At 65.0% G+C, this 25,642-nt stretch carries 22 protein-coding genes; 15 read left to right on the top strand and 7 right to left on the bottom strand.

All coding sequences use genetic code 11. The annotated features are described in order from the left end of the window. Position 1: 1 nt before the first annotated feature. Entirely contained in the window at positions 2-781 is a 780-nt protein-coding gene (locus ACN0S5_RS11235) for an SDR family oxidoreductase (RefSeq protein WP_417208339.1), read from the bottom strand. A gap of 134 nt (positions 782-915) precedes the next feature. Between ACN0S5_RS11235 and ACN0S5_RS11230 the strand changes: the two genes are divergently transcribed. Beyond that, positions 916-1,926 (top strand): Hint domain-containing protein, encoded by a 1,011-nt coding sequence (locus ACN0S5_RS11230; RefSeq protein ID WP_417208337.1) that lies wholly within the window; start codon positions 916-918, stop codon positions 1,924-1,926. Between the two features lie 28 nt (positions 1,927-1,954). On the opposite strand, the gene ACN0S5_RS11225 is transcribed toward ACN0S5_RS11230, so the two are convergent. After that, the gene (locus tag ACN0S5_RS11225; RefSeq protein WP_417208336.1) at positions 1,955-2,326 is read right to left on the bottom strand and encodes a SnoaL-like domain-containing protein; all 372 of its coding nucleotides are present in this window, start codon (positions 2,324-2,326) and stop codon (positions 1,955-1,957) included. A gap of 454 nt (positions 2,327-2,780) precedes the next feature. On the opposite strand from ACN0S5_RS11225, the gene ACN0S5_RS11220 reads away from it, so the two are divergent. The 3 genes from ACN0S5_RS11220 to ACN0S5_RS11210 all read left to right on the top strand — a co-directional run bounded on the left by ACN0S5_RS11220 (position 2,781) and on the right by ACN0S5_RS11210 (position 6,049). After that, complete coding sequence (locus ACN0S5_RS11220; protein WP_417208420.1) at positions 2,781-4,382, top strand: peptide chain release factor 3; 1,602 nt, start codon at positions 2,781-2,783, stop codon at positions 4,380-4,382. 310 nt (positions 4,383-4,692) lie between these two features. After that, on the top strand, positions 4,693-5,535 hold the full coding sequence (locus ACN0S5_RS11215; protein ID WP_417208334.1) for a class I SAM-dependent methyltransferase: 843 nt from the start codon (positions 4,693-4,695) through the stop codon (positions 5,533-5,535). 97 nt (positions 5,536-5,632) lie between these two features. Next, positions 5,633-6,049 carry a hypothetical protein gene (locus ACN0S5_RS11210; protein WP_417208332.1) on the top strand — a complete coding sequence of 139 codons (417 nt, stop codon included), beginning with the start codon at positions 5,633-5,635 and terminating at the stop codon, positions 6,047-6,049. Positions 6,050-6,117: 68 nt separating this feature from the next. Here ACN0S5_RS11210 and ACN0S5_RS11205 read toward each other — a convergent pair whose 3' ends face one another. The 4 genes from ACN0S5_RS11205 to ACN0S5_RS11190 all read right to left on the bottom strand — a co-directional run bounded on the left by ACN0S5_RS11205 (position 6,118) and on the right by ACN0S5_RS11190 (position 12,092). Beyond that, positions 6,118-7,767, bottom strand: a complete 1,650-nt coding sequence (locus ACN0S5_RS11205) for an OmpA family protein (protein ID WP_417208331.1) — start codon at positions 7,765-7,767, stop codon at positions 6,118-6,120. 245 nt (positions 7,768-8,012) lie between these two features. Further along, positions 8,013-9,647, bottom strand: a complete 1,635-nt coding sequence (locus ACN0S5_RS11200) for an OmpA family protein (RefSeq protein ID WP_417208330.1) — start codon at positions 9,645-9,647, stop codon at positions 8,013-8,015. Positions 9,648-9,745: 98 nt separating this feature from the next. Beyond that, positions 9,746-10,996 carry a vWA domain-containing protein gene (locus ACN0S5_RS11195; protein WP_417208329.1) on the bottom strand — a complete coding sequence of 417 codons (1,251 nt, stop codon included), beginning with the start codon at positions 10,994-10,996 and terminating at the stop codon, positions 9,746-9,748. Positions 10,997-11,183: 187 nt separating this feature from the next. Continuing rightward, the gene (locus ACN0S5_RS11190; protein ID WP_417208328.1) at positions 11,184-12,092 is read right to left on the bottom strand and encodes an AAA family ATPase; all 909 of its coding nucleotides are present in this window, start codon (positions 12,090-12,092) and stop codon (positions 11,184-11,186) included. Between the two features lie 170 nt (positions 12,093-12,262). On the opposite strand from ACN0S5_RS11190, the gene ACN0S5_RS11185 reads away from it, so the two are divergent. The 9 genes from ACN0S5_RS11185 (at position 12,263) to ACN0S5_RS11145 (ending at position 22,749) form a co-directional block, all read left to right on the top strand. After that, complete coding sequence (locus ACN0S5_RS11185; RefSeq protein WP_417208326.1) at positions 12,263-13,330, top strand: glycosyltransferase family 2 protein; 1,068 nt, start codon at positions 12,263-12,265, stop codon at positions 13,328-13,330. Further along, complete coding sequence (locus ACN0S5_RS11180; RefSeq protein ID WP_417208324.1) at positions 13,327-14,004, top strand: hypothetical protein; 678 nt, start codon at positions 13,327-13,329, stop codon at positions 14,002-14,004. The genes ACN0S5_RS11185 and ACN0S5_RS11180 overlap by 4 nt, the downstream gene beginning before the upstream one ends. Continuing rightward, positions 14,004-16,361 carry a glycosyltransferase family 2 protein gene (locus tag ACN0S5_RS11175; protein ID WP_417208323.1) on the top strand — a complete coding sequence of 786 codons (2,358 nt, stop codon included), beginning with the start codon at positions 14,004-14,006 and terminating at the stop codon, positions 16,359-16,361. The genes ACN0S5_RS11180 and ACN0S5_RS11175 overlap by 1 nt, the downstream gene beginning before the upstream one ends. Before the next feature lie 2 nt (positions 16,362-16,363). Continuing rightward, entirely contained in the window at positions 16,364-17,065 is a 702-nt protein-coding gene (locus ACN0S5_RS11170) for an FkbM family methyltransferase (RefSeq protein WP_417208321.1), read from the top strand. 52 nt (positions 17,066-17,117) lie between these two features. Then, entirely contained in the window at positions 17,118-18,167 is a 1,050-nt protein-coding gene (locus ACN0S5_RS11165) for a glycosyltransferase family 2 protein (RefSeq protein WP_417208320.1), read from the top strand. 111 nt (positions 18,168-18,278) lie between these two features. Next, positions 18,279-19,223, top strand: coding sequence for a phosphoadenosine phosphosulfate reductase (locus tag ACN0S5_RS11160; RefSeq protein WP_417208319.1), 945 nt, complete (start codon positions 18,279-18,281; stop codon positions 19,221-19,223). A 42-nt stretch (positions 19,224-19,265) separates the two neighbouring features. After that, positions 19,266-20,303, top strand: a complete 1,038-nt coding sequence (gene pyrC / locus ACN0S5_RS11155; RefSeq protein ID WP_417208317.1) for a dihydroorotase — start codon at positions 19,266-19,268, stop codon at positions 20,301-20,303. Positions 20,304-20,394: 91 nt separating this feature from the next. Next, complete coding sequence (locus tag ACN0S5_RS11150; protein WP_417208315.1) at positions 20,395-21,066, top strand: orotate phosphoribosyltransferase; 672 nt, start codon at positions 20,395-20,397, stop codon at positions 21,064-21,066. Positions 21,067-21,261: 195 nt separating this feature from the next. After that, positions 21,262-22,749, top strand: coding sequence for a replicative DNA helicase (locus ACN0S5_RS11145; protein WP_417208313.1), 1,488 nt, complete (start codon positions 21,262-21,264; stop codon positions 22,747-22,749). Between the two features lie 114 nt (positions 22,750-22,863). On the opposite strand, the gene ACN0S5_RS11140 is transcribed toward ACN0S5_RS11145, so the two are convergent. Next, positions 22,864-23,631, bottom strand: coding sequence for an adenosylcobinamide-GDP ribazoletransferase (locus tag ACN0S5_RS11140; RefSeq protein WP_417208311.1), 768 nt, complete (start codon positions 23,629-23,631; stop codon positions 22,864-22,866). Positions 23,632-23,753: 122 nt separating this feature from the next. On the opposite strand from ACN0S5_RS11140, the gene alr reads away from it, so the two are divergent. After that, positions 23,754-24,791 carry an alanine racemase gene (alr, locus tag ACN0S5_RS11135; RefSeq protein WP_417208310.1) on the top strand — a complete coding sequence of 346 codons (1,038 nt, stop codon included), beginning with the start codon at positions 23,754-23,756 and terminating at the stop codon, positions 24,789-24,791. A 1-nt stretch (position 24,792) separates the two neighbouring features. Beyond that, entirely contained in the window at positions 24,793-25,575 is a 783-nt protein-coding gene (locus tag ACN0S5_RS11130; protein ID WP_417208309.1) for an MlaE family ABC transporter permease, read from the top strand. The last annotated feature ends 67 nt before the right edge of the window (positions 25,576-25,642 follow it).

Genomic DNA, 25,642 nt, shown 5'->3' with positions numbered 1-25,642 from the left:
CTTACATCGTCATGTTGCTGGCGCCGCCATCCAGCAGGATGTTCTGGCCGACGATAAAGCCCGAATGCTGCGAACACAGGAACGCGCACATCTTGCCGAACTCCTCCGGCGTGCCGTAGCGCCCGGCGGGAATGGTGCTGAAACGTTCAACCCGCGCCTCATCCAATGTGATCCCCTTGGCCTTGACCACCGCCCCGTCCAGCGCATCGGCGCGGTCCGTGGCATGGATGCCGGGCAGCAGGTTGTTCACGATCACCCCCTTGGGGGCCACCTGCCGCGAGGTGCCTGCCACATAGCCGGTCAGCCCGGTGCGGGCCGAGTTTGACAGGCCCAGCACACCGACCGGGGCCTTGACCGACACCGACGTGATGTTGACCACCCGGCCCCAGCCCTTGTCGATCATCAACGGCATCAGCGCGGTCATCAGCGCGATCGGCGTCAGCATGTTGGCGTCCAGCGCCTTGACGAAATCGTCACGCCCCCAGTCGGACCACATACCCGGAGGCGGCCCGCCCGCGTTGGTCACAAGGATATCGACGTCGCCCGCCGCTTCCAGCACCTTTGCGCGGCCGTCTTCGGACACGATGTCCGCCGCCACCGTCTTGATCGACACGCCAAAGCGGTCGCGCAGGTCCTGCGCCGCTGCCTCCAGCGCGTCGCTGCCACGCGCGTTCATCACCAGATCGACGCCCGCCTCTGCCAGCGCCTCGGCGCAGCCGCGCCCCAATCCCTTGCTTGACGCGCAGACCAGCGCCCGCTTGCCACGAATACCCAGATCCATGTTCCGCTCCCTTTGGTATTGTTTTCCCTGTGCCGACAAAACGTCGGAGATACGACCATTTGAGGTCACATTATGCTGGCATACACTGGTCAACCGCGGCTATCCAGAACCCCACGCCCTGTTGCGAGTGTCCCATGTCCCAGACCGACCCCGCCCGCGCCACGCAAAGCCTGCAAGTTTACCGCGCGGACATGCTGCGGGTGGTGAACGGTGCCAACATGGGCGATGCCATCGGGTTTGCGGACGAACTTGTGCATGACGATGTCTATCGCCTGTCGCCTCTGGCCGCGTTGAAACCGCTGGGCGTGGTGACCGGGGCGAAACCGCCGTTCCGCGTCGCGGCGGGCAGCGCATTGGGCAGCCCGGAAAACGATCTGCATCTGGATTGCTGCGTGACCTTCATGTCGGGCGATGGCCAGACGACAGAGGCGCTTGTGCTGGTCGAGGTGGACGGGGACGGCTATGCCGCCGAGGTGTACCTGCTGCCGCTTGCCCCGATGAACCCGCGCGCCGACTATGTGTTGGTCGGCGTTGATACAGAGGCCGCGCTGCCGCGCTACGCACAGGTCGCCTGCGTGTCCTTCACCGCCGGGACCATGATTACGCTGGCCGATGGCGCGCAGCGCGCGGTTGAGGCGCTGCGCGTCGGCGACCGCATCCTGACCCGCGACGACGGCCCGCAGCCGATCCGCTGGCTTGGCCACCAGACGGTGCGCGCGGTGGGGGCCTTTGCGCCGATCTGCATCCGCGAGGGCGTGCTGAACAATACCCGCGATCTGCTGGTCTCTCCCGATCACCGGCTGTTCATCTACCAGCGGCGCGACCATCTGGGCGCGGGCCGGTCTGAACTGCTGGTCCGCGCGCGACACCTTGTGAACGGCGATACCGTGGCCCGGCGCAAAGGCGGTTTTGTGGACTATTACCAGATGCTGTTCGACACCCATCAGATCATCTATGCCGAAGGGATTGCCGCGGAATCCATGCTGGTCGACACCCGCACCCGCGCCGCCCTGCCCGAGGATCTGGAACTGTCGGATCTGCTGCCCGGCCACCGCCGCAGCGACCCCCGCGCGCTGGAGGTTGAGGAGCACCTGCTGGCGCGCCCCGACGCGGCGGATCTGCTGCGCAAGTCGTCGGGCGGCTGAACAGCACCCGCCATTCAGCCCGACCCGATCACATGGTGTAGTAAAACGCCTCACGCACGATCTTGCCGCCGCCGACGGTATAGATGCCGACCTCGTGCATATCGCTGATCTCGCCGCTTTCGCGATGCTTGGCCTTCATCTCAAAAATCACGGCAAAGCTGCTGTCGCCATGCAGGAACGGACCGCTGACCTTGACATCCACGACCTCGAACGTGGACGTCCACCAGGCATGTTTGCCCTTGATCCCGTCAATGCCGTGGGTTTCGGCGCTGTCCATGCCCTGCATCGGCATCGCCTCGACCGAGACGGCGTCGGCGGCATAGATCTTGTCAAGGTTTTCAAGCTCGCGCCCCTCGCGGCAGCCCGCGACCAGTTCGTCTGCAATTGCCTTCAGGTCCATCGTCTCTCCCCCGATATGTTCATGGTACGTTCACCATGACAGGGAAGCGGCCCGCCTTCAAGACACGGTTTAGCGATTTCGCCAGACCAGCGATTTCGCCGGGCGGGTCTGATCGCCTTGCGAAGGCCAGAGTCCGGTGCACTCCGCCGCCGGATCGCAGGCGGCCCCAGACGCGCCGCGCGGATGCGGGACAAGGGGCTTGCCGCACCGCCCCTGTCGTCGCCACAGAGCGCCACATACTCGGCGAAATGGTCAATTTGCCGCCGCCCGGCGCATTCAATGGACGTCTCCGCCGCCGTGCCATTGCCAAAGTAAAACGCGGTATCGTCATCGAAGCCGCCCGATGTCGTGTTCGCTGCGTGAGCGACACGGCAAAACGAAACGGGATCGGGAAAAACGCGATACTCTGGTGGCGGCGATTGCCCCCGCCCCGCGCCGCGTCTATATCGCGCGCATGCTGGACACCAATCGCCCCCCCCTGCCTCCCGAAATCGCCCGTCGCCGGACCTTTGCGATCATTTCGCACCCGGACGCCGGCAAGACGACCTTGACGGAAAAGTTCCTTTTGTTTGGCGGCGCCATCCAAATGGCCGGGCAGGTGCGCGCCAAGGGGGAGGCGCGGCGCACGCGGTCGGACTTCATGCAGATGGAAAAGGACCGGGGCATCTCTGTCTCGGCCTCGGCCATGTCGTTCGATTTCGGCAAGTTCCGGTTCAATCTGGTGGACACACCCGGCCACTCGGACTTTTCCGAGGATACCTACCGCACGCTGACCGCCGTGGATGCCGCGGTGATGGTGATCGACGGCGCGAAAGGCGTCGAAAGCCAGACCCGCAAGCTGTTCGAGGTGTGCCGCCTGCGCGATCTGCCGATCCTGACCTTTTGTAACAAGATGGACCGCGAGGCGCGCGACACCTTTGAGATCATCGACGAAATCCAGGAAAATCTGGCCATCGACGTGACACCCGCCTCGTGGCCCATCGGCATGGGCCGCGATTTCCTTGGTTGTTACGACATCCTGAACGACCGGCTGGAACTGATGGACCGCGCCGACCGCAACAAGGTGGCCGAGACGATCACCCTTCAGGGGCTCGACGATCCCCGGATGGAGGATCACATTCCCCCCGCCCTGCTGGAACAGTTGCGCGACGAGGTCGAGATGGCACGCGAACTGCTGCCCAAACTGGACCCGCAGTCGGTGCTGGAAGGACACATGACCCCGATCTGGTTTGGCTCTGCGATCAACTCTTTCGGCGTCAAGGAACTGATGGAGGGCATCGGCACCTACGGCCCCGAGCCGCAGGTGCAAAAGGCCACCCCGCGCGCGATTGCGCCGGAGGAAACCAAGGTCGCCGGGTTCGTGTTCAAGGTGCAGGCCAACATGGACCCCAAGCACCGCGACCGCGTCGCCTTTGTCCGCATGGCCTCGGGGCATTTCTCCCGCGGGATGAAGCTGACCCATGTGCGCACGAAAAAGCCGATGGCGATCACCAACCCGGTGCTGTTCCTTGCCTCGGACCGCGAACTGGCGGATGAGGCATGGGCCGGGGACATCATCGGCATTCCCAACCACGGGCAATTGCGCATCGGCGACACGCTGACAGAGGGAGAGGCGCTCAAGGTCAGCGGCATTCCCAGTTTCGCGCCGGAACTGTTGCAGACCGTGCGCGCGGGCGACCCGATGAAGGCCAAGCACCTTGAAAAGGCCTTGATGCAATTCGCCGAAGAGGGCGCCGCCAAGGTGTTCAAACCGATGATCGGCTCCGGCTTTATCGTCGGGGTTGTGGGCGCGCTGCAATTCGAGGTTTTGGGATCGAGGATCGAGCTGGAATACGGCCTGCCGGTCCGCTTTGACGCCTCGCAGTTCACCTCGGCGCGCTGGGTGCATGGGGCCAAAGACGCGGTGGAGAAATTCATCAACGCCAACAAGCAGCACATCAGCTACGACAATGACGGCGACGTCGTCTACCTGACGCGCCTGCAATGGGACATTGACCGGATCGCGCGGGATTACCCGGACGTCACCCTGTCAGCGACGAAGGAAATGATGGTGTAACTTTCGCGTCCCAGCGCGAAAGTTACGGTGGGCAAGGTGCTCTTGCGCAGCAAGGGCCACCGCCCACACCCATCCATTCCGGACGCGACCCAACCCGCGTCCCAGCGCGAAATTACGGCGGGCAAGGTGCTCTTGCGCAGCAAGGGCCACCGCCCACACCCATCCACTCCGGACGCCCACCCAACCCGCGTCCCAGCGCGAAAGTTACGGTGGGCAAGGTGCTCTTGCGCAGCAAGGGCCACCGCCCCCGCCCCGGCGAAGTATAATCCGTGCTACAGTGGCTCATCGCCCCCAGCGCGGAGTCCCTCCCATGTCCGGTCCATCCCCCATTGACGCCGTCACCGCGTTTTACCAGACGCATCCGATCTCCGAAAAACAGATCCTCGACAAACTGGCCGCACAGGGCGTTTCGCCGGACAGCGTGACCCAGGACATCCTTCAGGCCCACGATCAGGATCACTACGGCGGGACCGAGGCCAACGACAAACTGGCGCAATGCGCGGGCCTGTCGGCCGAGACCGAAGTGCTGGATGTCTGCTGCGGCCTTGGCGGGCCGGCGCGCTACTATGCGCATCACTTCGGCTGTCATGTCACCGGCATCGACCTCACCGCCAGCCGGATCGAGGGCGCAAGACGCCTGTCGGCGATGGCCGGGCTGGGCGACAGCGTCACCTTTCTGGCGGGCAACGCGCTGGACATGCCGTTTCCCGATGCGGGTTTTGATGTCGCCCTCAGTCAGGAGGCCTTTTGCCACATCCCCGACAAACCGCGCCTCATGGCCGAAGTCGCCCGCGTCCTGAAGCCCGGCGGGCGGTTGGCCTTTACCGATATTCTGTCGACGCCGCTGACGACGCCGGACGCGCTGGTACGGCTGGCCGCAGAGATGACCTTTTCCGATCTCGCCAGCGCCGACAGCTATCGCGCAATGCTGGCCGATGCCGGATTCGATGTCCTGAGTGTCGACGATCTGGGCGCAGAGTGGCGCGACATCCTGAGTGACCGGCTGGCCATGTACCGCAGTCTCAAGGACCAGACCATCGACCGCTTTGGCCCGGCGCATTTTCAGAAATGGGACAGCGCCTATGATTATTTCGTCAGCCGCTACGTCACCGGCGCCTTGGGCGGCGGGCGTTTTCTGGCGCGGCGCATCTGACCGCCGCGACAAAGGCGGCGACCTGCCGACCCGCCGCAATCGACTGGCGCGCGGACGGCCCCGGCCCTATCGTGCGCCCAACCGCACCGGAGGACCCATGCGCGCGCTGCCCCTGATTGCCCTGCTAGCTCTGGCCACACCGGCCGTGGCCAACCCCTGGGATCTGATCCAGTCGATCGAATACCAGGAGACAGAGACCGAAACCAGTTGGTCGGTGGCCAAGACCATCCCCGATGACCTGCGCGCCATGGCCGACAGCTTTGAGATCACCGGATATTACGTCCCGGTCGAGGCACAGGCCTATGTCTCCAGCTTCATTCTGGTCCCGGACCCGGCGGACTGCCCGTTTTGCGGCGAAAACGGCTATGGCCCCTCGCTGGAGGTCAAGATGAAGCGCGCCATGCCGGACATTCCCGAGGCCACAAGGATCACCCTGCGCGGCAGGCTGCACATCGACGACAGCCCCGAGACCTATCGCGCGGTCTATGTGACCGAGGGCGTGCTGATCGACTGACCCGGTCGGGGCAAAACGAAGCCCCCGGCACCCAAGGCACCGGGGGTCTGATCTCTGCCGGTTGCTGACTAGAGATCGGTCAGCAGCGGTGTGATGCGGCGCACGGCGGCGCGGCGGTTGGCCTGTTCGGCGGCTTCGGTCACGATCAGCAGATCGCTTTCACCATAGCCTTGCAGCACGATATTCTCTGGCGGAACACCGAAATACTCGATCAGCGCCAGCGCCACCGATTCCGCGCGCCGGTCGGACAGCGCCAGATTGTGCGCCTCATGCCCGCGTGCGTCCGTATGGCCCTCGATCAGGAACACCTCGCGCGGGTCGACGGCAATCGCCTCCAGCATGGCATAGCCCAGCGCGGCCAGTTCCTCGGCCTCTTCGGGGCGGATCGCGGCAGAGTTCGAGGCAAAGTGGATGGTATCAATGTTGATCCCCGGCGCCATCTTGCGCACCGCGTCGATGTCGCGGACCTGCGCCAGCGAGAAATGACGCCCTGCCTCGACACTGGTTTCGCCGCCCAGCGCGCCGCTCATGTCGCTGTTGCTCTGATAGGCGACAACGGTGGTTGCCGGGGCGTCCGGCAACTGGTTGACCAGAACCTGATCGGTCTGCTTGGTGTCGTCGAACAGCACCACCTCGGTGCCGTCTGGGGCGATGGTCGAGCGGCGCAACACGCGGCCATCCGGCGCGCGCAGGGTCTCGACCTGACTGCCGTCCTCATAGGCCATGACATTGCGGGTGGACCCGTCCTTGAACTGGTAGACCTGCACATTGGTGCCGGGCCGGTTGAGCAACACATCGTCATTGCGCAAGACACGCATGACGCCGTTGTTTTCAACCACCATGCGGTCGCCGCTGTTGGTCACAACGCGGTCGCCGGTGGTCAGCACCTTGCCCATGTCGACGCGCCGATAGTCCAGCGTGCCGGTCTTGATTCCGACCTGCCCCAGCACCTTGCCGAAATCCTCTGAGGATTTGCGGATATCGCGGTCCGTCAGCGTGCGGTCCAGCACCTTGACCGCACCGGCGGCAAGCCCCACGGCGGCGGCCACCTTGGCCACGTCGCGCAGGGCCACGATGTCCGACTGGCGCTGACTGGAGCCAAGGTCGATGTGCCCCGTCGGGATACGGACAACCTGACCGGGGCGCGGGGCGATCTTGACGGTCTTGCCTTTGCGACCGGCAAGCTCTCCGGCCAGCTGCTTGCGCAGATCGTCGATGTTCACGGCACCGGGTTTGACCACCACCCGGCCATTGGGGTTCACCTTGATGGCGGGCTGACGCACCTTCGGCGGCACCGCAATCTGGACGTCAGGCACCCGCACAGACGGAGCAACCTTGACGTTTGGCACGCGGAATGTCGGCGTCTTGCCCTTGGGTGTGACGATCTGGACATCCGGCACCCTGATATTGGGCACACGGGTCTGCGGGACCACCTGCTTGGGGACGATCACCTGCACCGGGCGCTTTGTCCTTGTCTGCGGCTGCTGAACGATGACCTGCGGAACAAAGACCTTTTTCTTGGGCTGTTGAACGATAACCTTGGGCGGAGTCCGTTTCGCCGGCACCCGCTTTGCAGTTCCATTGAGGGCATCGGGACATTTGATGCCCAGCGCCGGGTTGCACAATTGCTTGAGGTCGAAATTCTGGGCGCTTGCGGGCGCGGAGAAGGACGCCGCCAGCACGCTGAACGCGGCCGTGGCGAAGAGGAGGCGTTTCATCGGCAATTCCTTTCCAAAAGGGTTTGGACGGACGTCTTGAATTCCTTGAACGCCAGAGGCGGACATCTGCCCGGCAGACCGGACAGGGCCGTGGGGTATCCCGGCACACGCCTTGACGCCGCGTCATGAAACGCCATTCGCCACTTTCGGACAACGGAGGTATTCCCGACCACGGACGCAAAACGCCCCCGGCGGGGGTCCACCGGGGGCGTTTGCAGCGTGTCTTGGCACCGTTTCGGCAGCGTTTACCGCGCCGTCAACAGCGGCGTGATCCGGCGCACGGCGGCGCGGCGATTGGCCCGCTCTGCCGTATCCGTGGGCACCAGCAGATCGCCTTCGCCGTAACCTTGCAGCACCATGTTCTCGGGCGGCACGTCGAAATACTCGGTCAGGGCAAGCGCCACCGATTCCGCGCGGCGGTCCGACAGGGCAAGGTTGTAGGCAAAGCTGCCCACCGCGTCGGTGTGCCCCTCGATCAGGAACACCTCTGCCGGGTTGCGATCAATCGCATTGCGCATCGCATTGCCCAAGGCGGCAAGCTCTTCGGCCTCTTCGACGCGGATCGCGGCAGAGTTCGTCTCAAACCGGATCGTGTCCACGGTGATCTCCGGCACAAGATGGCGCACGGCGTCGATATTGCGCACCTGCGCCAGCGAAAAGCTGCGGTTCACGCCCGAGGTGCCGTTGGCCGCCAGCGCGCGGGCCAGGTCATCTGCCTCGATGTCGCGATAGTCGACCCGGTTGCGGTCCTGCGCACTTGGCAGTTGGCTGATCTCGACGTCCGGGCTGGCCTGCGTGTCGTCGAACAGCACAACATCCGTCCCGTCCGGCAAGCGGCGCACCCGGCGCAGCACCCGGCCATCGGCGGCGCGGATGGTGTCGACCACGGTGCCGTCCTCATAGGTCAGGCGCGTGCGGGTCGAACCATCGTCAAAGCGGCGGGTTTCGACCTCGGCCCCCGGACGGCGCAGCAGCACGTCGTCGTTGCGGATCACGCGGAACTGGCCATCCTGCTCCACAACCACCCGGTCGCCGGAGTTGGAGACAACGCGGTCATCCTTGTCGAGGATCTCGGACAGCGCCACGGCCCCCAGACCGATGATCGCGATCTTGGCCAGCGGATCAAGGCCGCCATCGTCCTTCTTGGCCTTTTTCTTGTTCTTGGCCTTGCCAGAGACATCGGTCTGAAAGTCCTCGCTGGACCGGCGCACGTCGTCACGCTCGACGGTTTCCTCGACCACCTCGCCCGCATCGGGCGGGTTCGCCGCAGCGGCCGCGGGCGGCGTGCCAAGCTGACGTCGCAAGGCTTCGATCTGGGCCAGCGGGTCCGGTCTGCCGGTTTCCGGCTCCGGGACGGGCGCGGCCTCAGCCCGCGCTTTCGGCGGGGTTTGCGGGACCGGAGCCACAGGCGTTTCCGCCTGCGCCTTGGGCGGGGTCTCCGCCGCGGGCGGCACCGGCGTTTCGGCCTGATCCTTCGGCGCTTCCGGGGCCGGTATCAGCGGCGTCTCCGCCGCCGGTGGCACCGGCGTTTCAGCCTGTTCCTTGGGCTTTTTATCTTTCTTGTCCTTCTTCGGCTTGTCGGCCTTCTGCGCCTTTTCCGGCTTCTTCAGCAGATCGCCCAGCGCATCCTTGGGTGCGTCCTGTTTCTCAGGCGCGTCAACCGTCGCAGCCGGAGCCCCGTCTTCGAGGGCTTTCAAAGCCTCCTCGACGCGGTCACAGTCCACACCTTTCGGAGCCGCGCCCGGAATGGCACAGAGCTGCTTCATCATATTCAGTTTTTCCGGGTCGTCGAGTTGCGCACCGGATTGGGCCCCGGCGGCGGTGCCGATCACAAGCGTCAGCACGCTCGCCAGAGCGGTGGCATTGCGGATAGGGGTCATTCTGGTCTCCTTACCATGCGCCCACGAGGGGCTTGGCAAAGATAACGCTCAGACCCGGTTTGGGTTGCACAACTTCGCGATCTCCGGCGGAGACCCGCCTAAAGCATCTGCATCAGCCGTGCCTTTTCACCCAGATCGTCGGGGCGGGAAATCGCCACGGCCAGATCCTCCAGCGAGGCAATGGAATGCCCGGCGCGAAAGCTGTCCACATGCGGCAGCATCGCCCGGATGCCCGTCGCCTTGGGTGCAAACCCGTCCCAGCGCAACAGCGGGTTCAGCCAGATCAGGCGGCGCGCCGACAGATGCAGCCGCTCCATCTCTTTCTCCAACGCCCCCGCGCCGTCCCGGTCCAGCCCGTCGGTGATCAGCAGCACCACCGCGCCCTGCCCCATCACCCGGCGCGACCAGTCGCGGTTGAAGGCATGCAGGCAGGTGCCGATCTGGGTGCCACCCTCCCAGTCCTGCGCCTCCGCCCCCGCCGCCTTCAGCGCCGCGTCCACGTCGCGCGTCACCAGATGGCGGCTGATATTGGTCAGCCGGGTGCCAAAGGTAAAGGCATGCACCTTGGCCCAGCCCTGCCCCTTTTCATTCGCCACCGCGTGCAGGAAATGCAGCACCATGCGGCTGTACTGGCTCATGGAACCGGAGATATCGCACAGCACCACCAGATTGGGCCAGCGCAGCCGGGGCTTGGCCTTGGCCAGCGAATGGATCTCTCCGCCCTTGCGCAGGGCATCCCGGATCGTGCGGCGGGCATCGAAATGCCGCCCCATATGTGAGGCCAAGCGACGGCGCGACTCGATCGGCTTCACCGGCAGGGTCAGCCGCGCCAGCATCCGTTTCGCCTGCGCGATCTCTTCTGTCGACATCTGTTCGAAATCGAGCGACCGTAGCTTTTCCTCGGCGGACATGGTCAGGGACGCGTCCATCTCGATCTGCGTGCCCTCTTCTTCCTCTTCCTCCTGCGGCACCTCGGGCATCTGGTCCCCCAGCAAGGCCTGCGCCGCGCGCTTTTCGGCAGCCACCGCAGAGCGGTCCTCCTGCACCCCCCGGATGGCGGGCAGCATCATCGACATCATGTGCTCAAGGAACCGGGGATCACGCCAGTACAGGCGAAAAATCTGCGCAAAGACAAGACGGTGCTCTGGCCGGTTCACGAAACAGGCGTGCAGCGTCCAGTAGAAATCCATCCGCTGGGTAAACCCCGCCGCCTCGACCGCGCGGATGGCGTCGATCACCCGCCCCGGCCCAACCGGCAGCCCGGCCCGCCGCAGCGCGCGGGCGAAATGGATGATGTTCTGCGCAAGGCGCGGATTGTCGGGGATGGTGATGGGGATGTATTCAGGCATGTCGGACCCTGCGGCGGGGCCGCACCGCCCGCCCCCCGACACATCCGCCAGACAGACGCACCGGCGAGGTCTTGCGCCGACCCAGGGCTTCTTCTTTGTCCAAATACCACCGGGGAGTCACAGCTATGCTGTGACGGGGCAGCGCCCCTTTCCCCGGTTCAAACGTAACACAGGCCCCGATCATCGCTCAGGCCGCCTCGATCGTGGCCTTGGCCTCGTCCAGAATGCGCTTGGCCTCGGACCCTTGGATTTTCTGGATATCGTCCTGATACTTCAGAATTGCGCCCAGCGTGTCGCTGATCACCTCTGGGCTCAGGTCCACCACGTCCAGCGCCAGCAGGCATTTCGCCCAGTCGATGGTTTCCGCCACACCGGGCTTCTTGAAGATATCCTCGGTCCGCAACTCCTGCACAAAGGCGACGATCTGACGGCTCAGGATCTCGGAAACATGCGGCTCACGGGCGTTCAGGATCTCCACCTCGCGGTCAAAGCCGGGGTAATCGACCCAGTGATACAGGCAGCGCCGCTTGAGCGCGTCATGCACCTCGCGCGTGCGGTTCGAGGTCAGGATGACGATGGGCGGTTCCGGCGCCTTGATGGTGCCGATCTCGGGGATGGTGACCTGAAAATCGCTCAATGCCTCCAGCAGAAAGGCCTCGAACGGTTCATCGGTGCGGTCCAGCTCGTCGATCAGCAGGATCGGCGCGCCGTTTTCATCCGGGCGCATGGCCTGCAACAGCGGGCGTTCGATCAGGAAATCCGGGCCAAAGAGTTCGCGGTTCAGCATGTCGCGGTCCGCGCTGCCCTGCGCCTCGGCGGTGCGGATGGCAATCATCTGCGCCGGAAAGTTCCATTCGTACACCGCGCTGGAGGCGTCCAGCCCCTCGTAACATTGCAGCCGGATCAGCCGCCGGTTCAGCGAGGCGGCCAATGCCTTGGCGATCTCGGTCTTGCCGACGCCTGCCTCACCTTCAAGGAACAGCGGGCGTCCCAGACGCAGCGCCAGAAACACCACCGTGGCCAGCGCGCGACCGCAGACATAGCCGGTCCGGCCAAGGGTTTCTTGTACCTCATCAATGGATGCGGGAATGGTCATGGCAGTCCTCCTGCATCCCCTTTCCCAAGCGCAGGCACACCCGTCAATAGGACGGAAGTCACGCCTGCCACCCCTTGACGCCAGCACGGATTGACGGGGTGTCCACACAATGTCATGATTCGGGGTATAAAAGTCGGGACCAAACCCGGCCATCAGGCAGACGAGCAGACATGGTAGACACTGAGGCGGGCGCCACGCGGCGCATCACCGCTGTAACCTGCGTCAAGAACGAGGGCCCGTTCCTGCTGGAATGGATGGCCTTTCATCGCCTGCTCGGCGTGACCGATTTCCTGTTCTATTCCAACGACTGCACCGATGGCACCGATACCCTGCTGGACGCGCTGGCCGCCGATCCGCGCCCCGAAATAGGGCGCGTTGTGCATCTGCCCAACCCCGCCGAGGGCCGCAACTATCAGATGGAGGCGCTCAAGGCCGCCGCGAAACAGCCCGTGGTGCAAGAGGCCGATTGGGTCTGGATTGCCGATGTCGATGAGTTCCTGAACATCCATGTCGGTGACCACACCATCCCGGCGCTGATCGCGGCCTGCGGCGACCCGCAGGTCATTTCGGTCACATTCCAGTTCTTTGCCAATAACGGCGTGGCCGATTTTGTCGACCGCCCGGTGATCGCCCAGTTTACCCGCTCGCACAATCCGGACCTGTGGTGCGCCCAGACCGCGATAGAGGTCAAAACCCTCGTACGGGGTGACTTTCCGTTGCAGTATTTCGGCGCGCACCGCCCGTTTTTCCGCAAATCCCTGCCCGAGGACAAACATCCCCGCTGGACCGATGGCTCGGGCCGCAAGGTGCCGGGCAAGTTCCTGACCGCCGCCAACCCGCGCCGCATCCGCAAGTTCCCGGCGGCGGGCGCGCGCGACTTTGCCACGCTCAATCACTACGCCCTGCGCTCTCTGGACAGTTATCTGGTCAAGAACGACCGGGGCGACGTCAACCGCGAGGGACGCGCCTTTGACGACACCTATTGGCGCGAACGCAACGATGCCGCGTTCGAGGACCGCTCGATCCAGCGCTATCTGCCGCAACTGACCGCCGCGCTGGAAACGGTCAAGGCCGATCCCCAGATTGCCCGCCTGCACGGCGACTGCGTCCGGCTGCACCGCGAAAAGCGCGACGCGCTGATGCAGCAGCCCGCCTATGCCCAGATGTATGCCCATCTGGGTGCCCTCCCCGCCTTGCCCCCCGGTGAGGCGGACCTGATCGAGGCGCTGGGGCTATGAGCGATCTGAACGTGAAACTGGTCAACCTCGGCCTGCCCAAGACCGGCACCACCACCCTGCATCACGCCTTGACGCAGGCGGGGTGGCGGGCGGCGGATCACAAGGTCCGGCGCATCCATGACCGTACCCCCGGCATGGGCGGCACCTATATCGCGCGGCAACTGTACAACGGCTATTTTGAGTCCGGCGATCCGTTCCGCCATCTCGACGGGCTGTATGACGCGCTGACCGAAATCAGCGTGCTGAACCCCGCCGCGACGCTCTGGCCGCAGTGCGACTATGCGATGATCAAGGCAATGCGCCTCGCGCGTCCCGACATGCTGTTTGTCGCCACATGGCGTCCGGCGGCAGAGACTTCGGACAGCATGCGGCGCTGGAACAATCTGGGCGAGGACCGCCTGCCCGCTGGCCACATTCCCGGCCTGCCAGAGGGCTACGGCGCGACAGACCCCCAGCGCATCCGCTGGATCGAGGGGCACTATGCCATGCTGCGCGACCTCTTCGGGGACGATCCGCGCTATCTGGAGTTGCCGGTGGCGGCGGATGACGCGCGCGACCGGCTGGCGGCACATATCAAGATGGACCTGCCCTGGTGGGGCAGACGGAACGAGAACCCCGAAACGGGGCCGTCCGGCAAGAACGACAAGGCCGAAACGGCCAGAGGGGCAGCGTGATGCGGATATATATTCATATCGGGCCGGATGGTCCGTCGACCGACCGGATACAGCGGGTTCTGGACGCCAAACGCGGACGGCTGAAGGAGGAAAACGTGCTCTACGCCCGTTCGCCGGGGGCGCGGAACCACACCCGCCTGTTCATGGCGGTCAGCGACCCGGACCGCGCCGACGTGCTGCGGTTCAATCGCGGTGTGATGCTGCCGGAAAAACAGCAAATGCTGCGGGATGAGCTGGCCAATCAACTGGCGCAAGAGGTCGCGCGTGACACGCCCCAGGTGCTGATCCTCTCGGCGCAGCAGTTGGGCACCTCTTTGTGTGACCGTTCAGAACTGGACCGACTGCGCGCCCTGCTGACGCCGCTGTCCGACGATATCCGCATTGTCGCATGGCTGGACGAACCCGCCCGCGCGCTTGTCGCCCGTTACGGCGCGCAGGTGCTGGACGGACGCGCACGGGGGCTGGACCTTGAACTGACCCTTGCAGAGGTTGACGACTTCTGGGAGGCGGCGATGGACACGCGCCCCGACACCGCGCCGCTGGACGGCATGTTCCCAGAGGTGCAGGGCGCGAACTTCTGGCTCGATTACAAACGCCTGCAATCGGAATGGGAGGCGGTCTTTGGCGCCGGTTCGGTCCAGTTCCGCTCTCTGAACCGCGACACCCTGTGGTCCGAGGAGGCCACGGACGAGATTTGTGCCGCCTTCGGCATCGACGCCCAGATCGGCCGCGCCGAGGCAGAAGAGTTGCCCACCCTGCCCTCCGCTCCGTGGCTGACCCGCGCGCGTCAGTTCAACGACGCCGTGCTACGCCTGCTGGACCGGCAGGACGTGCTGTTGCCGCGCCCGCTGTGGCGCAAGCTTTTGGGAGAGATCAAGGTGCCCGGCGGCCCGATCCTTGCCGGGTCGCTGTCGGCGCTGTCCATGCGGTTTGAGGATGATATCGCCGCGCTGTGCGCCGAACATCCCGCGATGCACCCCGCCGATATGGAGGCGGACCCGATCTGCGGCGACTGGGTCGAGGCAGACCCGACCCGTGGCTATCGCGCCACCCAGTACCTCATGGCCTTCCGCTGGCGCATCGCGCAGGGCGACAAGGACGAACGCGCGGCCCGCGCCGCCGAACGGGCCCATCTGAAGGGGGAGCCGCTGGAGACGCCAGAGGCCCCGGCCCTGACCGAGGCCGCCGAGGATGCCCTGCCCGCGCAGGCCAAGCAAAACTTTGTCCGCCTTCAGGGCTCTCCCTACGCGCCGCACAACAAACTGGGCCGCGTCAACGAAGAGGAACTCGCCGCCGCCTTTGCCCCCGCCCCCCGCCGGGTGCTGCCGCAGGGGTCCACCGGCAACGTCATCGTCGGCTGCATGAAAAACGAAGGCCCCTATATCCTTGAATGGATCGCCTATCACCGCGCCGTGGGCTTCGACAATTTCCTGATCTACACCAACGGCTGTTCCGACGGCACGACAGAGATCCTCGACCGCCTGCAAGAGCTGGGCGTCCTTCAGCACCGCGACAACAACGGCTGGTCCGGCAAATCGCCCCAGCAACACGCGCTGGACGCCGCGCTGGATGAACCTGTGATCCAGCAGGCCCAATGGATCGCCCATATCGACGTCGATGAGTTTGTGAACATCCGCTGCGGCAACGGCACGCTGGCAGAGGTCTTTGACCGCGTCCCCGACGCGACCAATATCGCGATGACATGGCGGCTGTTCGGCCACAACGGTGTGCGCCGCTTTGAGGACCGTCTGGTGATCGAACAATTCGACACCTGCGCGCCGAAATACTGCCCCAAGCCGCACACGGTCTGGGGCTTCAAGACGCTGTTCCGCAATATCGGTGCCTATGAAAAGATCTCCTGCCACCGTCCAAACAAGCTGGCGGAGGGGTTTGAGGACAAGGTGAAATGGGTCAACGGATCGGGCCGCGACATGACAGAGGCGGCGCTTCGCAACGGCTGGCGCAGTTCCAAACGCACCATCGGCTATGACCTGATCCAGCTGAACCACTACGCCCTGCGCTCTGCCGAAAGCTTTCTGATCAAACGGCAAAGGGGTCGCGCCCTGCACGTCGACCGCAACATCGGGCTGAACTACTGGATTCGCATGGACTGGTCCGTCCACCGCGACATCACGATCAAGCGCAACATCCCCCGCGTGCGCGCCGAATACGACCGGCTGCTGCGCGACGACGCCCTGCGCGCCGCCCATCACCGGGCGCTGGAATGGCACCGCGCCAAGGCGGCGGAACTGCACGGGATGCCCGAATTTGCCGATCTTTACCGGCAGGCGCTGGCGCTGGACCTGACAGAAACCGAACGGGTGGCCTATGCGCTGGCTCTGGATATGGAGACGTGACAATGGACGGATCAGACCCCGCCCCGCGCGACCCGTACCTGTATTCGCGCGGGCTGAAGATTCCCAAGAACCCGCAGATCACACGGGGGCGGATACGCAGCGCGCTGAAACAGGACATCTATGAACGCAAGGAATGCGACGCGGTCATGCGCGTGGTGCGCCCCGGCGACCGCGTGCTCGAACTGGGCGGCGGCATCGGCTACATGTCGACCCTGCTGTCGGTGAAGAAAAAGGTCGCCCGCGTCGTCAGTTATGAGGCAAACCCGGCGCTGATCCCCTACATCCGCTCTGTGCACGCCGCCAATGACGTCACCAACGTCGACCTGCGCAACGCGCTTTTGGCCCCCGAACTGGGCGATCCTGTGCCGTTCTATGTCCGCCAGAACTTTCTCGGCTCCTCGATGGACCGCGACGCGGACCCCGATACGGTGATCGAAGAGGTCAAGGTCATGCAGCACGCCATCAACCCGGTGTTGCAGGCCGAAACGCCGGATGTGTTGGTTTGCGACATCGAAGGCGCAGAGGCGCATCTGCTGCCCGCCGCCGACTGGTCCGGCCTGCGCGCGGCGGTGATCGAACTGCACCCGCAGTGGATCGGGCAAAGCGGCGTTCAGGCGGTGTTTGACTGCATGCAGCGCGCCGGGCTGACCTATTTCCCCAAGGCGTCCGAGGCCAAGGTCGTGACCTTCCGCAAGGGCTGGTAATGACGCGAAACGATTTTTCGACGAAAAATCGGCTCACCCTCGGGGGCGATCCATGACCATCACCGCCATCCTGTGTGTGCGCAATGAGGGCGCATTCCTGCTCGACTGGCTGGCGCATCACCTTGCCTGCGGCGTCACCCATGTGGTGGCCCTGTCGAACGACTGTCAGGACGGCACCGACACGATGCTGGACCGGCTGGCGCAGGTTCTCCCGCTGACCCATATCCGCAACGACGGCCCCTATGAGGATCGCGGCATCCAGTTCACCGGGTTGAAACGCGCCGACAAGACGACCGCCGTGCAAAGCGCCGACTGGCTGTTGCCGCTGGACATCGACGAATACGTCAACGTCCATGTGGGCGACCGCACCCTGCCCGCGCTGATCGCCGCCCTGCCCGAGGCGACCGCCATCACCCTGACATGGCGGCTGTTCGGCAACGCGGGCGTGGCGCGCTACGCCGACCGCCCCATCACCGAGCAATTCACCAAGGCCGCGCCGGTTGTCATGCACTGGCCATGGCGCGCGGCGATGTTCAAGACGCTCTACCGTAATGACGGCACCTACAAGAAACTGGGCGTCCACCGCCCCCGCGCCCCTGATCCGGCACTGGTCAACAACGCCCGCTGGTTCGACGGTGAGGGCCGCGAGCTGGACGCGCAGTTCCGCACCCGCCGCATATTCTCGCAATACGGCCGCTCCAACTACGGCCTTGCGCAACTGAACCACTACGCCCTTGGCGCGATGGAAAGCTACGTGCTCAAATCCGACCGGGGCCGCGCGGTACATTCCGACCAAGCGCTTGGCATGGATTACTGGGTCGAACGCAACTGGAGCGTTGAGGAAGACACCAGCATCCAGCGCCTATCAGGCGTGACGGAGCGCCGCGCCGCGCTTGCCGCCGATCCTGACCTGTCGCACCTGCACGACACCGCCGTCGCATGGCGCAAGGCCCGCTTTGACGCGCTTTTGGCGCAGGAACCCTACCGCGCGCTGTTTGCCCGCCTGCTGATGACCCCGCCCGCGCAGCCCGTGACGCTCAGGGCGGCGCGCTTTCTGGCCCGTCACGCAACACGCGCACGCGACGACAGGCCCACGCTATAGGGCCCCGCCGCACCGTGTTGTCACCGCGTGACCACATTTTCGCCGAAAACCGCAGCCATTGTTTCCCCCAAATACGCGCCAATTTTGGCGCAAAACGAGGATACCCGGTCAATGGAATCGCAAACCAAAGGCTTTTCTCCCGATCTCAGCAATCAATCGCGGGGTGAGTGGCTGGCCACGCTGCGGCGGATTGGCGAGGAATACGGGTTTGCCGAACCCATGGGCAAAAGCCACGCGGCGATCTTTGTCGAAGAAGGCGACACGCTGGTTGTCGGATTCGAGACGATGTCCGGCATCGAAGCCCTGTCAGAGACGCGCACCCCCCTCGGGTTCGACATGGTCAACGCCAACGGCTGGTCCTCGCTGTCGCTGCTCAGTCACGGCGACACATGGTTCCGCGATGAACGCGTCTATGCCTTCTTCGACCAGCTTCAGGACGATGGCTTTTTCGACGAGTTCGAAACCGTGCTGTTCTACGGGGCCGGTCCCTGCGGCTATGCCGCCGGGGCCTATTCCGTCACCTCCCCCGGCGCGCGGGTGCTGATGTTGCAGCCGCAGGCCACGCTGGACCCGCGCATCGCCGAATGGGACGACCGCTTCGCCGAGGAACGCCGCCGCGATTTCACCTCGCGCTATGGCTTCGCGCCCGAAATGATCGACGCCGCCGCACAGGCCTATGTGATCTATGACCCGCGCGAACGGCTGGACGCGATGCATTCGGCGCTGTTTGCCCGGCCCAATGTCTCGCGCCTGCGTGCGCCGTTCATGGGCAGCGCCTTGCAGGCCGATTTTCGCGCGCTGGACCTGTTGCCGGGCCTGCTGACCTCTGCCGCCGAAGGGCGGCTGGACACCGCGCTGTTTGCCGCCATGCTGCGCGCCCGGCGCAACCATCCGCCCTATCTGCGCCGCCTTCTGGCACGGATCGACGCCGACGGGCGCGACGGGCTGGCCCGGCTCTTGTGCCAGAATGTCGTTAGCCGGATGCCGGCCCCGCGCTTTCGCCGCCGTCTGGCCGAGCTGGAGGCCGGAGACGACGCCGTCAAGGACGTGGGCTGATCCTACTGGCGCGCCTGCGGTCCGCGTGCTAACCGCAAATTCATGGATAGCATCACTCTTCGCCGCCCCGACGACTGGCATCTGCACCTGCGCGATGGCGCCATGCTGGCCGGTATCGCCCCCGAAAGCGCCCGGCACTTTGCCCGCGCCATCATCATGCCCAACCTTGTGCCGCCCGTGGTGACAGGCGCACAGGCGCAGGCCTACCGCGACCGCATCACCGCCGCGCTGCCAGCGGACAGCGGCTTTACCCCGCTGATGACGCTTTACCTGACAGAGGAAAGCGATCCGGCGGATATCGTCGCCGCCCATCAAAGCGGGCTGATCACCGCCGTCAAACTCTACCCCGCCGGGGCCACCACCAACTCCACCTCCGGGGTGCGCGACTTTGACAAGGTGCGCGGCGTGCTGGAAGCGATGGCCGAAAACGGCATTCCCCTGTGTGTGCATGGCGAAGTGGTGGACAGCGACATCGACATTTTTGACCGCGAGGCGGTGTTCATCGACCGCGTGCTGGACCCGATCCGTCAGCGCACCCCCGGCCTGCGCGTCATCATGGAACACATCACCACCCGTCAGGGCGTCGACTATGCCCGCGCGGGCGGCGACGATCTGGGCGCGACCATCACCACCCATCACCTTGTGATCAACCGCAACGCCATTCTGGTGGGCGGGATCAAGCCGCATTACTACTGCCTGCCGGTCGCCAAGCGTGAGGAACACCGCCTTGCCCTGCGCGCCGCCGCCACCAGCGGCGACAGCAGCTTTTTCCTTGGCACCGACAGCGCCCCGCATATCGACCCGCTCAAGGAAAACGCCTGCGGCTGCGCCGGGTGCTTTACCGCGACCAACACCCTGTCGATCCTCGCCGAGGTCTTTGAGCAGGAAAACGCGCTGGACAGGCTGGAATCCTTCACCTCGCTCAACGGTCCCGCGTTTTATCGCCTGCCGCCGAATGACGACACGATCACCCTGACCCGTGGCGCGCCGGTCGACTATCCCGCCAAGATCGACACCGGCGACGGGCCGGTCACGGTGTTCGATCCGATGATGCCGCTGCATTGGCAGGTGGCGCCGTAGGGGCGCTGCCCCCGTCCCTGCGGGACTCACCCCGAGGCATTTTCAGGCCCAAGGACACACCGGGCCGCATCGCAAGACAGAAAGCAGACGCATGATCCCCTCATCTTATCCGACCGCCGAAGAAATGGCCCGCCTGACCGCGCGCATGTTGTGGGAAATCGAGGCGGTGAACTTCATGACCGATGAACCGTACAAGCTGGCGTCGGGGCAGCTTTCGCCGGTCTACATCGACTGCCGCAAGCTGATCTCCTACCCGCGCATCCGCTCCACCCTGATGGATTTTCTCACCGTCACGGTGATGCGCAACGCGGGCTTTGAGGCCTTCGACAACATCGCCGGCGGTGAGACGGCGGGCATCCCCTTTGCCGCGCTGGTGGCCGAACGCATGGCCCTGCCGATGACGTATGTGCGCAAGAAACCAAAGGGTTACGGCAAGAACGCCCGCATCGAGGGCGCCATGTCCGAGGGAGAGCGCGTGCTGCTGGTCGAGGATCTGACCACCGACGGCGGCTCGAAGATCAGCTTTGTCGACGCCATTCGCGACACCGGCGCCACCTGCGCCCACACGGCGGTGATCTTTTACTACGGCATCTTCCCCGAGACGATCAAAACGCTGGGCGATCACGGCGTCGACCTGCACCACCTGTGCACATGGTGGGAGGTGCTGGCCGAGGCCCCGGAACGCCACGCGGGCGTGCTGGGCGAGGTCGAGTCGTTTCTCAAAGACCCGCACGGCTGGCGCGCCGCGCGCAGCGATAGCTGACCTAACGGCAGGCGCTGAATCTTGCCGGTTGAACGTGACAGGAAGATCACAGCGCCACCGGATCCATACCAGATGTTGACGGCTGACCAGCCAAAATGCCAATATCCTGTGATCTGACTTATCAACAGAGATATACAGTCTGCCCGTCGCCTGCGCCCCCTGATAGGGCGTCGGTTCACGCAGCAGGGGATGGAAATGAACGAGATCGCCACGATCAACGCGACCGGAATCGAAGTACAATCGGCAGACACAATGCCGCATTCGATCGAGGCGGAGCAGCAATTGCTTGGTGCGATTCTGGTCGAGAACGACACCTATGACCGCATCGCCTCGATCATCGGCGCGCGGCATTTCTATGATCCGGTGCACGAACGCATCTTTGAAATCGCCTCGGCGCGCATCGCCAAGAACAACCTCGCTTCGCCGGTCACGCTCAAGGCCTTCATGGAGGACGATGAGGGGCTGAAGGAACTGGGCGGCCCGGCCTATCTGGCGCGTCTCGCGGCCTCTGCCGTCTCGACCTTTGCGGTGCGCGACTATGCGCAGATGATCTACGATCTTGCCGTCCGGCGCGACCTCATCCGGCTGGGCAAGAACATTGCCGACAAGGCGGCCAAGGTCGATGTGGCGTCAGAGCCGCGCGAACAGATCGTCGAGGCCGAACAGGCGCTTTACAAGCTGGCGGAACAGGGCCAGACAGAAAGCGGATTTCAAAGCTTTCTCAAGGCGGTAACAGAGGCTGTTAACGTCGCCAACGCCGCCTACCAGCGCGAGGGCGGACTGGCCGGTATCTCGACCGGGTTGATCGACATGGACAAGAAGCTGGGCGGCCTGCACCCCTCTGACCTGTTGATCCTCGCCGGGCGTCCGTCGATGGGCAAGACCTCGCTGGCGACCAACGTCGCCTTCAACATCGCCAAGGCGTATAAAAAGGGCCTGCGCCCGGACGGCACCACCGGGGCCACGGACGGCGGCGTCGTCGGCTTTTTCAGTCTGGAGATGAGCGCCGAGCAACTGGCGGGCCGTATCCTTGCCGAGGCGTCGGAGATCAGCTCGCACAAGATCCGCCAAGGCGACATGGACGAGACAGAATTCCGCCGGTTTGTGCAGGCCGCCAAGGACCTTGAGGCCTGCCCGCTGTATATCGACGACACGCCCGCCCTGCCGATCAGTCAGGTGGCGGCGCGCGCGCGCCGTCTGAAACGGACCCACGGGCTGGATCTGGTGATCGTCGACTACCTGCAACTGCTGCGCGGCACCGCCGACAACCGGGTGCAGGAAATCGGCGAAATCTCGATGGGTCTGAAGGCCATCGCCAAGGAACTGAACATCCCGGTTCTGGCCCTGTCGCAGTTGTCGCGTCAGGTCGAAAGCCGCGAAGACAAGCGCCCGCAACTGTCGGACCTGCGGGAATCGGGGTCCATCGAACAGGACGCCGACGTGGTCATGTTCGTCTTCCGCGAGGAATATTACGCCGAACGGGAAAAACCCTCGGACGACCGTCTGGACGAAATGGCCGCCTGGCAGGAACGCATGAGCCGCCTGCATGCCAAGGCAGAGGTGATCATCGGCAAACAGCGTCACGGCCCGATCGGCACCGTGGAACTGGCCTTCGAGGCGCAGTTCACCCGCTTCGGCAACCTCGTCAAACCCTGGCAACAGGGCGACGGCAGAGACATGTGACGGCTGCGCACTGACTTCAGGCCGACCGTCGAGCAGACCGGCACTCCAACCCGGACCAAGAGGCGTCAGACCCGCCGGGCTGGAGTGTCGAGACTTGCCACCCCCGAAAAAGGCTCAGAGCCAGAGCGCCAGTCCCAGATAGAAGCCCAGTTCCGCCATCTGCTCTGCACCGCCCAGGCATTCGCCCGTGTAGCCGCCGATCCGCGACACCGACCAGGCCCGGAACGCCTGCCCCAACAGCACCGCCCCGGCGAACCCGCACAGCACCGCGCCAATGCCCGTCACCGCCGTCAGCAGCGCCAGCGCCACCAGCGTCAGGGTCAGCGCCACGCGGTAGCCGTCCGCCGTCACCTTGGGCACAAATTTCTGCATTCCCTCGCTGCGCGCATGTGAGGTTGTCGCGGTCACATGCACCGCCGCCATCCGTCCGGTCGCATGCCCCGCCACCAGTGCCGCCGCCGCCACCGCAAGCGGGAAACCGGCGATCAGTGCCAGCTTCAGCGCCAGACCCATGCCAATGGCCAGCGCCCCGTAGAAACCGAACTGCCTGCGTTCCATCATGGCGATGATCTCGACCCGGTCACGCCCGGCGGCCAGCCCTTCGGCGGCCCCGGCCAGCCCCGCCTCGTGAAATGCCCCCGTCACCAGCAGCGTCGCCGCCAGCGACAGCAGCACCACCACCGGCCATGGCAGCACCGGCGCCCCGGCCCACAGCACCAGCGCCGCAAACGCGCCCACCAGCGCCCCGACGCCGGGGTGATATTTCACCGCCCGCACCATCAGGTCATCGGACTCCGGCAGGCCGCGCGGCACCGGCAGGCGTGTCAGATAGCGGACCGCCAGCCAGAAAAGCACTGCCTCCAACCGCACCGCGCTGCGCATGACCCTTCCTCCGTGCCGGTCCATCCGAACGCAGCATAAGCGGCGGTCCCCCGCCCGCAAGGCCACCCGCGCGGCGATTTCGCGCTTGACGCTGACCCGGAACCTGAGAAACACGTTCAGTCATGGCACAGGCACAGCTTACCATCGATCTCGCGGCGCTGCGCGCCAACTGGCGCTCCCTCGCAGAGATGTCGCAAACCGAAACCGGCGCTGTGGTCAAGGCGGACGCCTACGGGCTGGGCGTCGACCGCGTCGCCCCGGCGCTGGCGGACGAAGGCGCGCGGCGGTTTTTCGTCGCCATCGCCGAGGAAGGCGCGGAATTGCGCCGAATCCTTGGTCCCCGGCCCGAAATCTGCGTCTTTTCCGGCCATATGGCGGGCGACGCCGCGCTGATCCGCGACGCGCAACTGACGCCGATGATCAACTCCATCGACCAGATGCTGCGCCACGTCGAGGGGCTGCCGGGCCACGCCTTTGGCATCCAGCTGGACAGCGGCATGAACCGTCTGGGGATGGAGCCCGCCGAATGGCGCGCCCTGCGCGACATCGCGCTGGCGCAAAAGCCCAGCCTGATCATGAGCCATCTGGCCTGCGCCGATGAACCCGCCCATCCGATGAACACCCGGCAGTTGCAGACATTTCTCCAGATGACCGACGGGATCGACGCGCCGCGCTCGCTGGCGGCGACGGGCGGCGTGTTGCTGGGCTCCGACTATCACTTCGACGTCACCCGACCGGGGATCGGCGTCTACGGCGGCCTGCCCTTCCTCGACGCGCGCCCCGTGGCCCACCTGCATGTGCCGGTGATCCAGATCCGTGAGGTCCTGCCCGGCGAAACCGTGGGCTATGGCAATACATGGACGGCAGAGCGCCCGACCCGTGTCGCCACCATCGCGGCGGGTTATGCCGACGGCATCCTGCGCAGCATGAGCCACCGGGCGCATATGTGGGCAGAGGAAACCCGCTGTGCGGTGCTGGGCCGGATCTCGATGGACCTGATCGGCGTCGATGTGACCGACGTGACCGGAGACCCGGAAATGCTGGAACTGCTGGGCGTGCATCAAAGCGTCGACACGCTGGCCGACTGGGCCGGCAGCATCGGCTATGAAATCCTGACCTCGCTGGGCGCGCGCTATGCCCGCAGCTATACCGGCGCCTGACATGAGCCTTCTGTCCCCACTCGGCGCGCTGGGACGCGCCACGCTGTCGATGATGGCGATGGTCGGGCGCGTGGCGCTGTTTGCGCTGGCCGCGCTCAGCCACATGGTCCGCCCGCCGTTCTACGGGCGTGAATTCGGCGCGGCGCTGCTGAACGTCGGCTGGCTGTCGCTGCCGGTTGTGGGGCTGACCGCCATCTTCACCGGCGGCGCACTGGCACTGCAAATCTACTCCGGCGGCGCGCGCTTCAACGCCGAGGCGGTGGTGCCGCAGATCGTCGCCATCGGCATGGTCCGCGAACTGGGCCCGGTCCTTGTGGGCCTGATGATCGCCGCCCGCGTGACCTCGTCCATCGCCGCCGAAATCGCCACCATGAAAGTGACCGAACAGATCGACGCGCTCGTGACCCTGTCAACCGACCCGATGAAATACCTCGTCGCGCCGCGCGTGCTGGCGGCGCTGCTCGTGGTGCCGCTTCTGGTGGCGGTGGGCGACATCATCGGCATCTTCGGCGGCTACGCCGTCGCCACCGGCACGCTCGGCTTCAACCCCGCCGCCTACCTCAAGAACACCGTCGATTTCCTGGAGCCGCTGGACATCATCTCCTCGCTGGTCAAGGGCTGCGCCTTCGGCGGGCTGGCGGCGCTGATGGGCTGCTATTTCGGCATGGCCTCGGGGCGCGGCGCGCAGGGCGTGGGCCGCGCCACCAAAGGCTCGGTCGAGGCCGCCGCCATCCTGATCCTCGCCGCCAACTTCCTGCTCACGGGGGCGTTCTTCTCGCTATGACCCTGCGCACACCCCCTTTCGGCTTCTTCTCTGTCAAAATACCCCAATGCCCCGCCGCCAAGGGGCG

The organism is Antarctobacter sp., assembly GCF_048262615.1.
Classification (GTDB): domain Bacteria; phylum Pseudomonadota; class Alphaproteobacteria; order Rhodobacterales; family Rhodobacteraceae; genus Antarctobacter.
The sequence above is the reverse complement of the archived record's forward strand: the minus strand, read 5'-3'. Positions and strand labels throughout refer to the sequence as shown.

Coding starts and splice junctions, on each gene's coding strand:
- ACN0S5_RS11235 (WP_417208339.1), bottom strand. CDS start 781: ATGGATCTGGGTATTCGTGGCAAGCGGGCGCTGGTCTGCGCGTCAAGC.
- ACN0S5_RS11230 (WP_417208337.1), top strand. CDS start 916: ATGTCCCAGACCGACCCCGCCCGCGCCACGCAAAGCCTGCAAGTTTAC.
- ACN0S5_RS11225 (WP_417208336.1), bottom strand. CDS start 2,326: ATGGACCTGAAGGCAATTGCAGACGAACTGGTCGCGGGCTGCCGCGAG.
- ACN0S5_RS11220 (WP_417208420.1), top strand. CDS start 2,781: ATGCTGGACACCAATCGCCCCCCCCTGCCTCCCGAAATCGCCCGTCGC.
- ACN0S5_RS11215 (WP_417208334.1), top strand. CDS start 4,693: ATGTCCGGTCCATCCCCCATTGACGCCGTCACCGCGTTTTACCAGACG.
- ACN0S5_RS11210 (WP_417208332.1), top strand. CDS start 5,633: ATGCGCGCGCTGCCCCTGATTGCCCTGCTAGCTCTGGCCACACCGGCC.
- ACN0S5_RS11205 (WP_417208331.1), bottom strand. CDS start 7,767: ATGAAACGCCTCCTCTTCGCCACGGCCGCGTTCAGCGTGCTGGCGGCG.
- ACN0S5_RS11200 (WP_417208330.1), bottom strand. CDS start 9,647: ATGACCCCTATCCGCAATGCCACCGCTCTGGCGAGCGTGCTGACGCTT.
- ACN0S5_RS11195 (WP_417208329.1), bottom strand. CDS start 10,996: ATGCCTGAATACATCCCCATCACCATCCCCGACAATCCGCGCCTTGCG.
- ACN0S5_RS11190 (WP_417208328.1), bottom strand. CDS start 12,092: ATGACCATTCCCGCATCCATTGATGAGGTACAAGAAACCCTTGGCCGG.
- ACN0S5_RS11185 (WP_417208326.1), top strand. CDS start 12,263: ATGGTAGACACTGAGGCGGGCGCCACGCGGCGCATCACCGCTGTAACC.
- ACN0S5_RS11180 (WP_417208324.1), top strand. CDS start 13,327: ATGAGCGATCTGAACGTGAAACTGGTCAACCTCGGCCTGCCCAAGACC.
- ACN0S5_RS11175 (WP_417208323.1), top strand. CDS start 14,004: ATGCGGATATATATTCATATCGGGCCGGATGGTCCGTCGACCGACCGG.
- ACN0S5_RS11170 (WP_417208321.1), top strand. CDS start 16,364: ATGGACGGATCAGACCCCGCCCCGCGCGACCCGTACCTGTATTCGCGC.
- ACN0S5_RS11165 (WP_417208320.1), top strand. CDS start 17,118: ATGACCATCACCGCCATCCTGTGTGTGCGCAATGAGGGCGCATTCCTG.
- ACN0S5_RS11160 (WP_417208319.1), top strand. CDS start 18,279: ATGGAATCGCAAACCAAAGGCTTTTCTCCCGATCTCAGCAATCAATCG.
- pyrC (WP_417208317.1), top strand. CDS start 19,266: ATGGATAGCATCACTCTTCGCCGCCCCGACGACTGGCATCTGCACCTG.
- ACN0S5_RS11150 (WP_417208315.1), top strand. CDS start 20,395: ATGATCCCCTCATCTTATCCGACCGCCGAAGAAATGGCCCGCCTGACC.
- ACN0S5_RS11145 (WP_417208313.1), top strand. CDS start 21,262: ATGAACGAGATCGCCACGATCAACGCGACCGGAATCGAAGTACAATCG.
- ACN0S5_RS11140 (WP_417208311.1), bottom strand. CDS start 23,631: ATGCGCAGCGCGGTGCGGTTGGAGGCAGTGCTTTTCTGGCTGGCGGTC.
- alr (WP_417208310.1), top strand. CDS start 23,754: ATGGCACAGGCACAGCTTACCATCGATCTCGCGGCGCTGCGCGCCAAC.
- ACN0S5_RS11130 (WP_417208309.1), top strand. CDS start 24,793: ATGAGCCTTCTGTCCCCACTCGGCGCGCTGGGACGCGCCACGCTGTCG.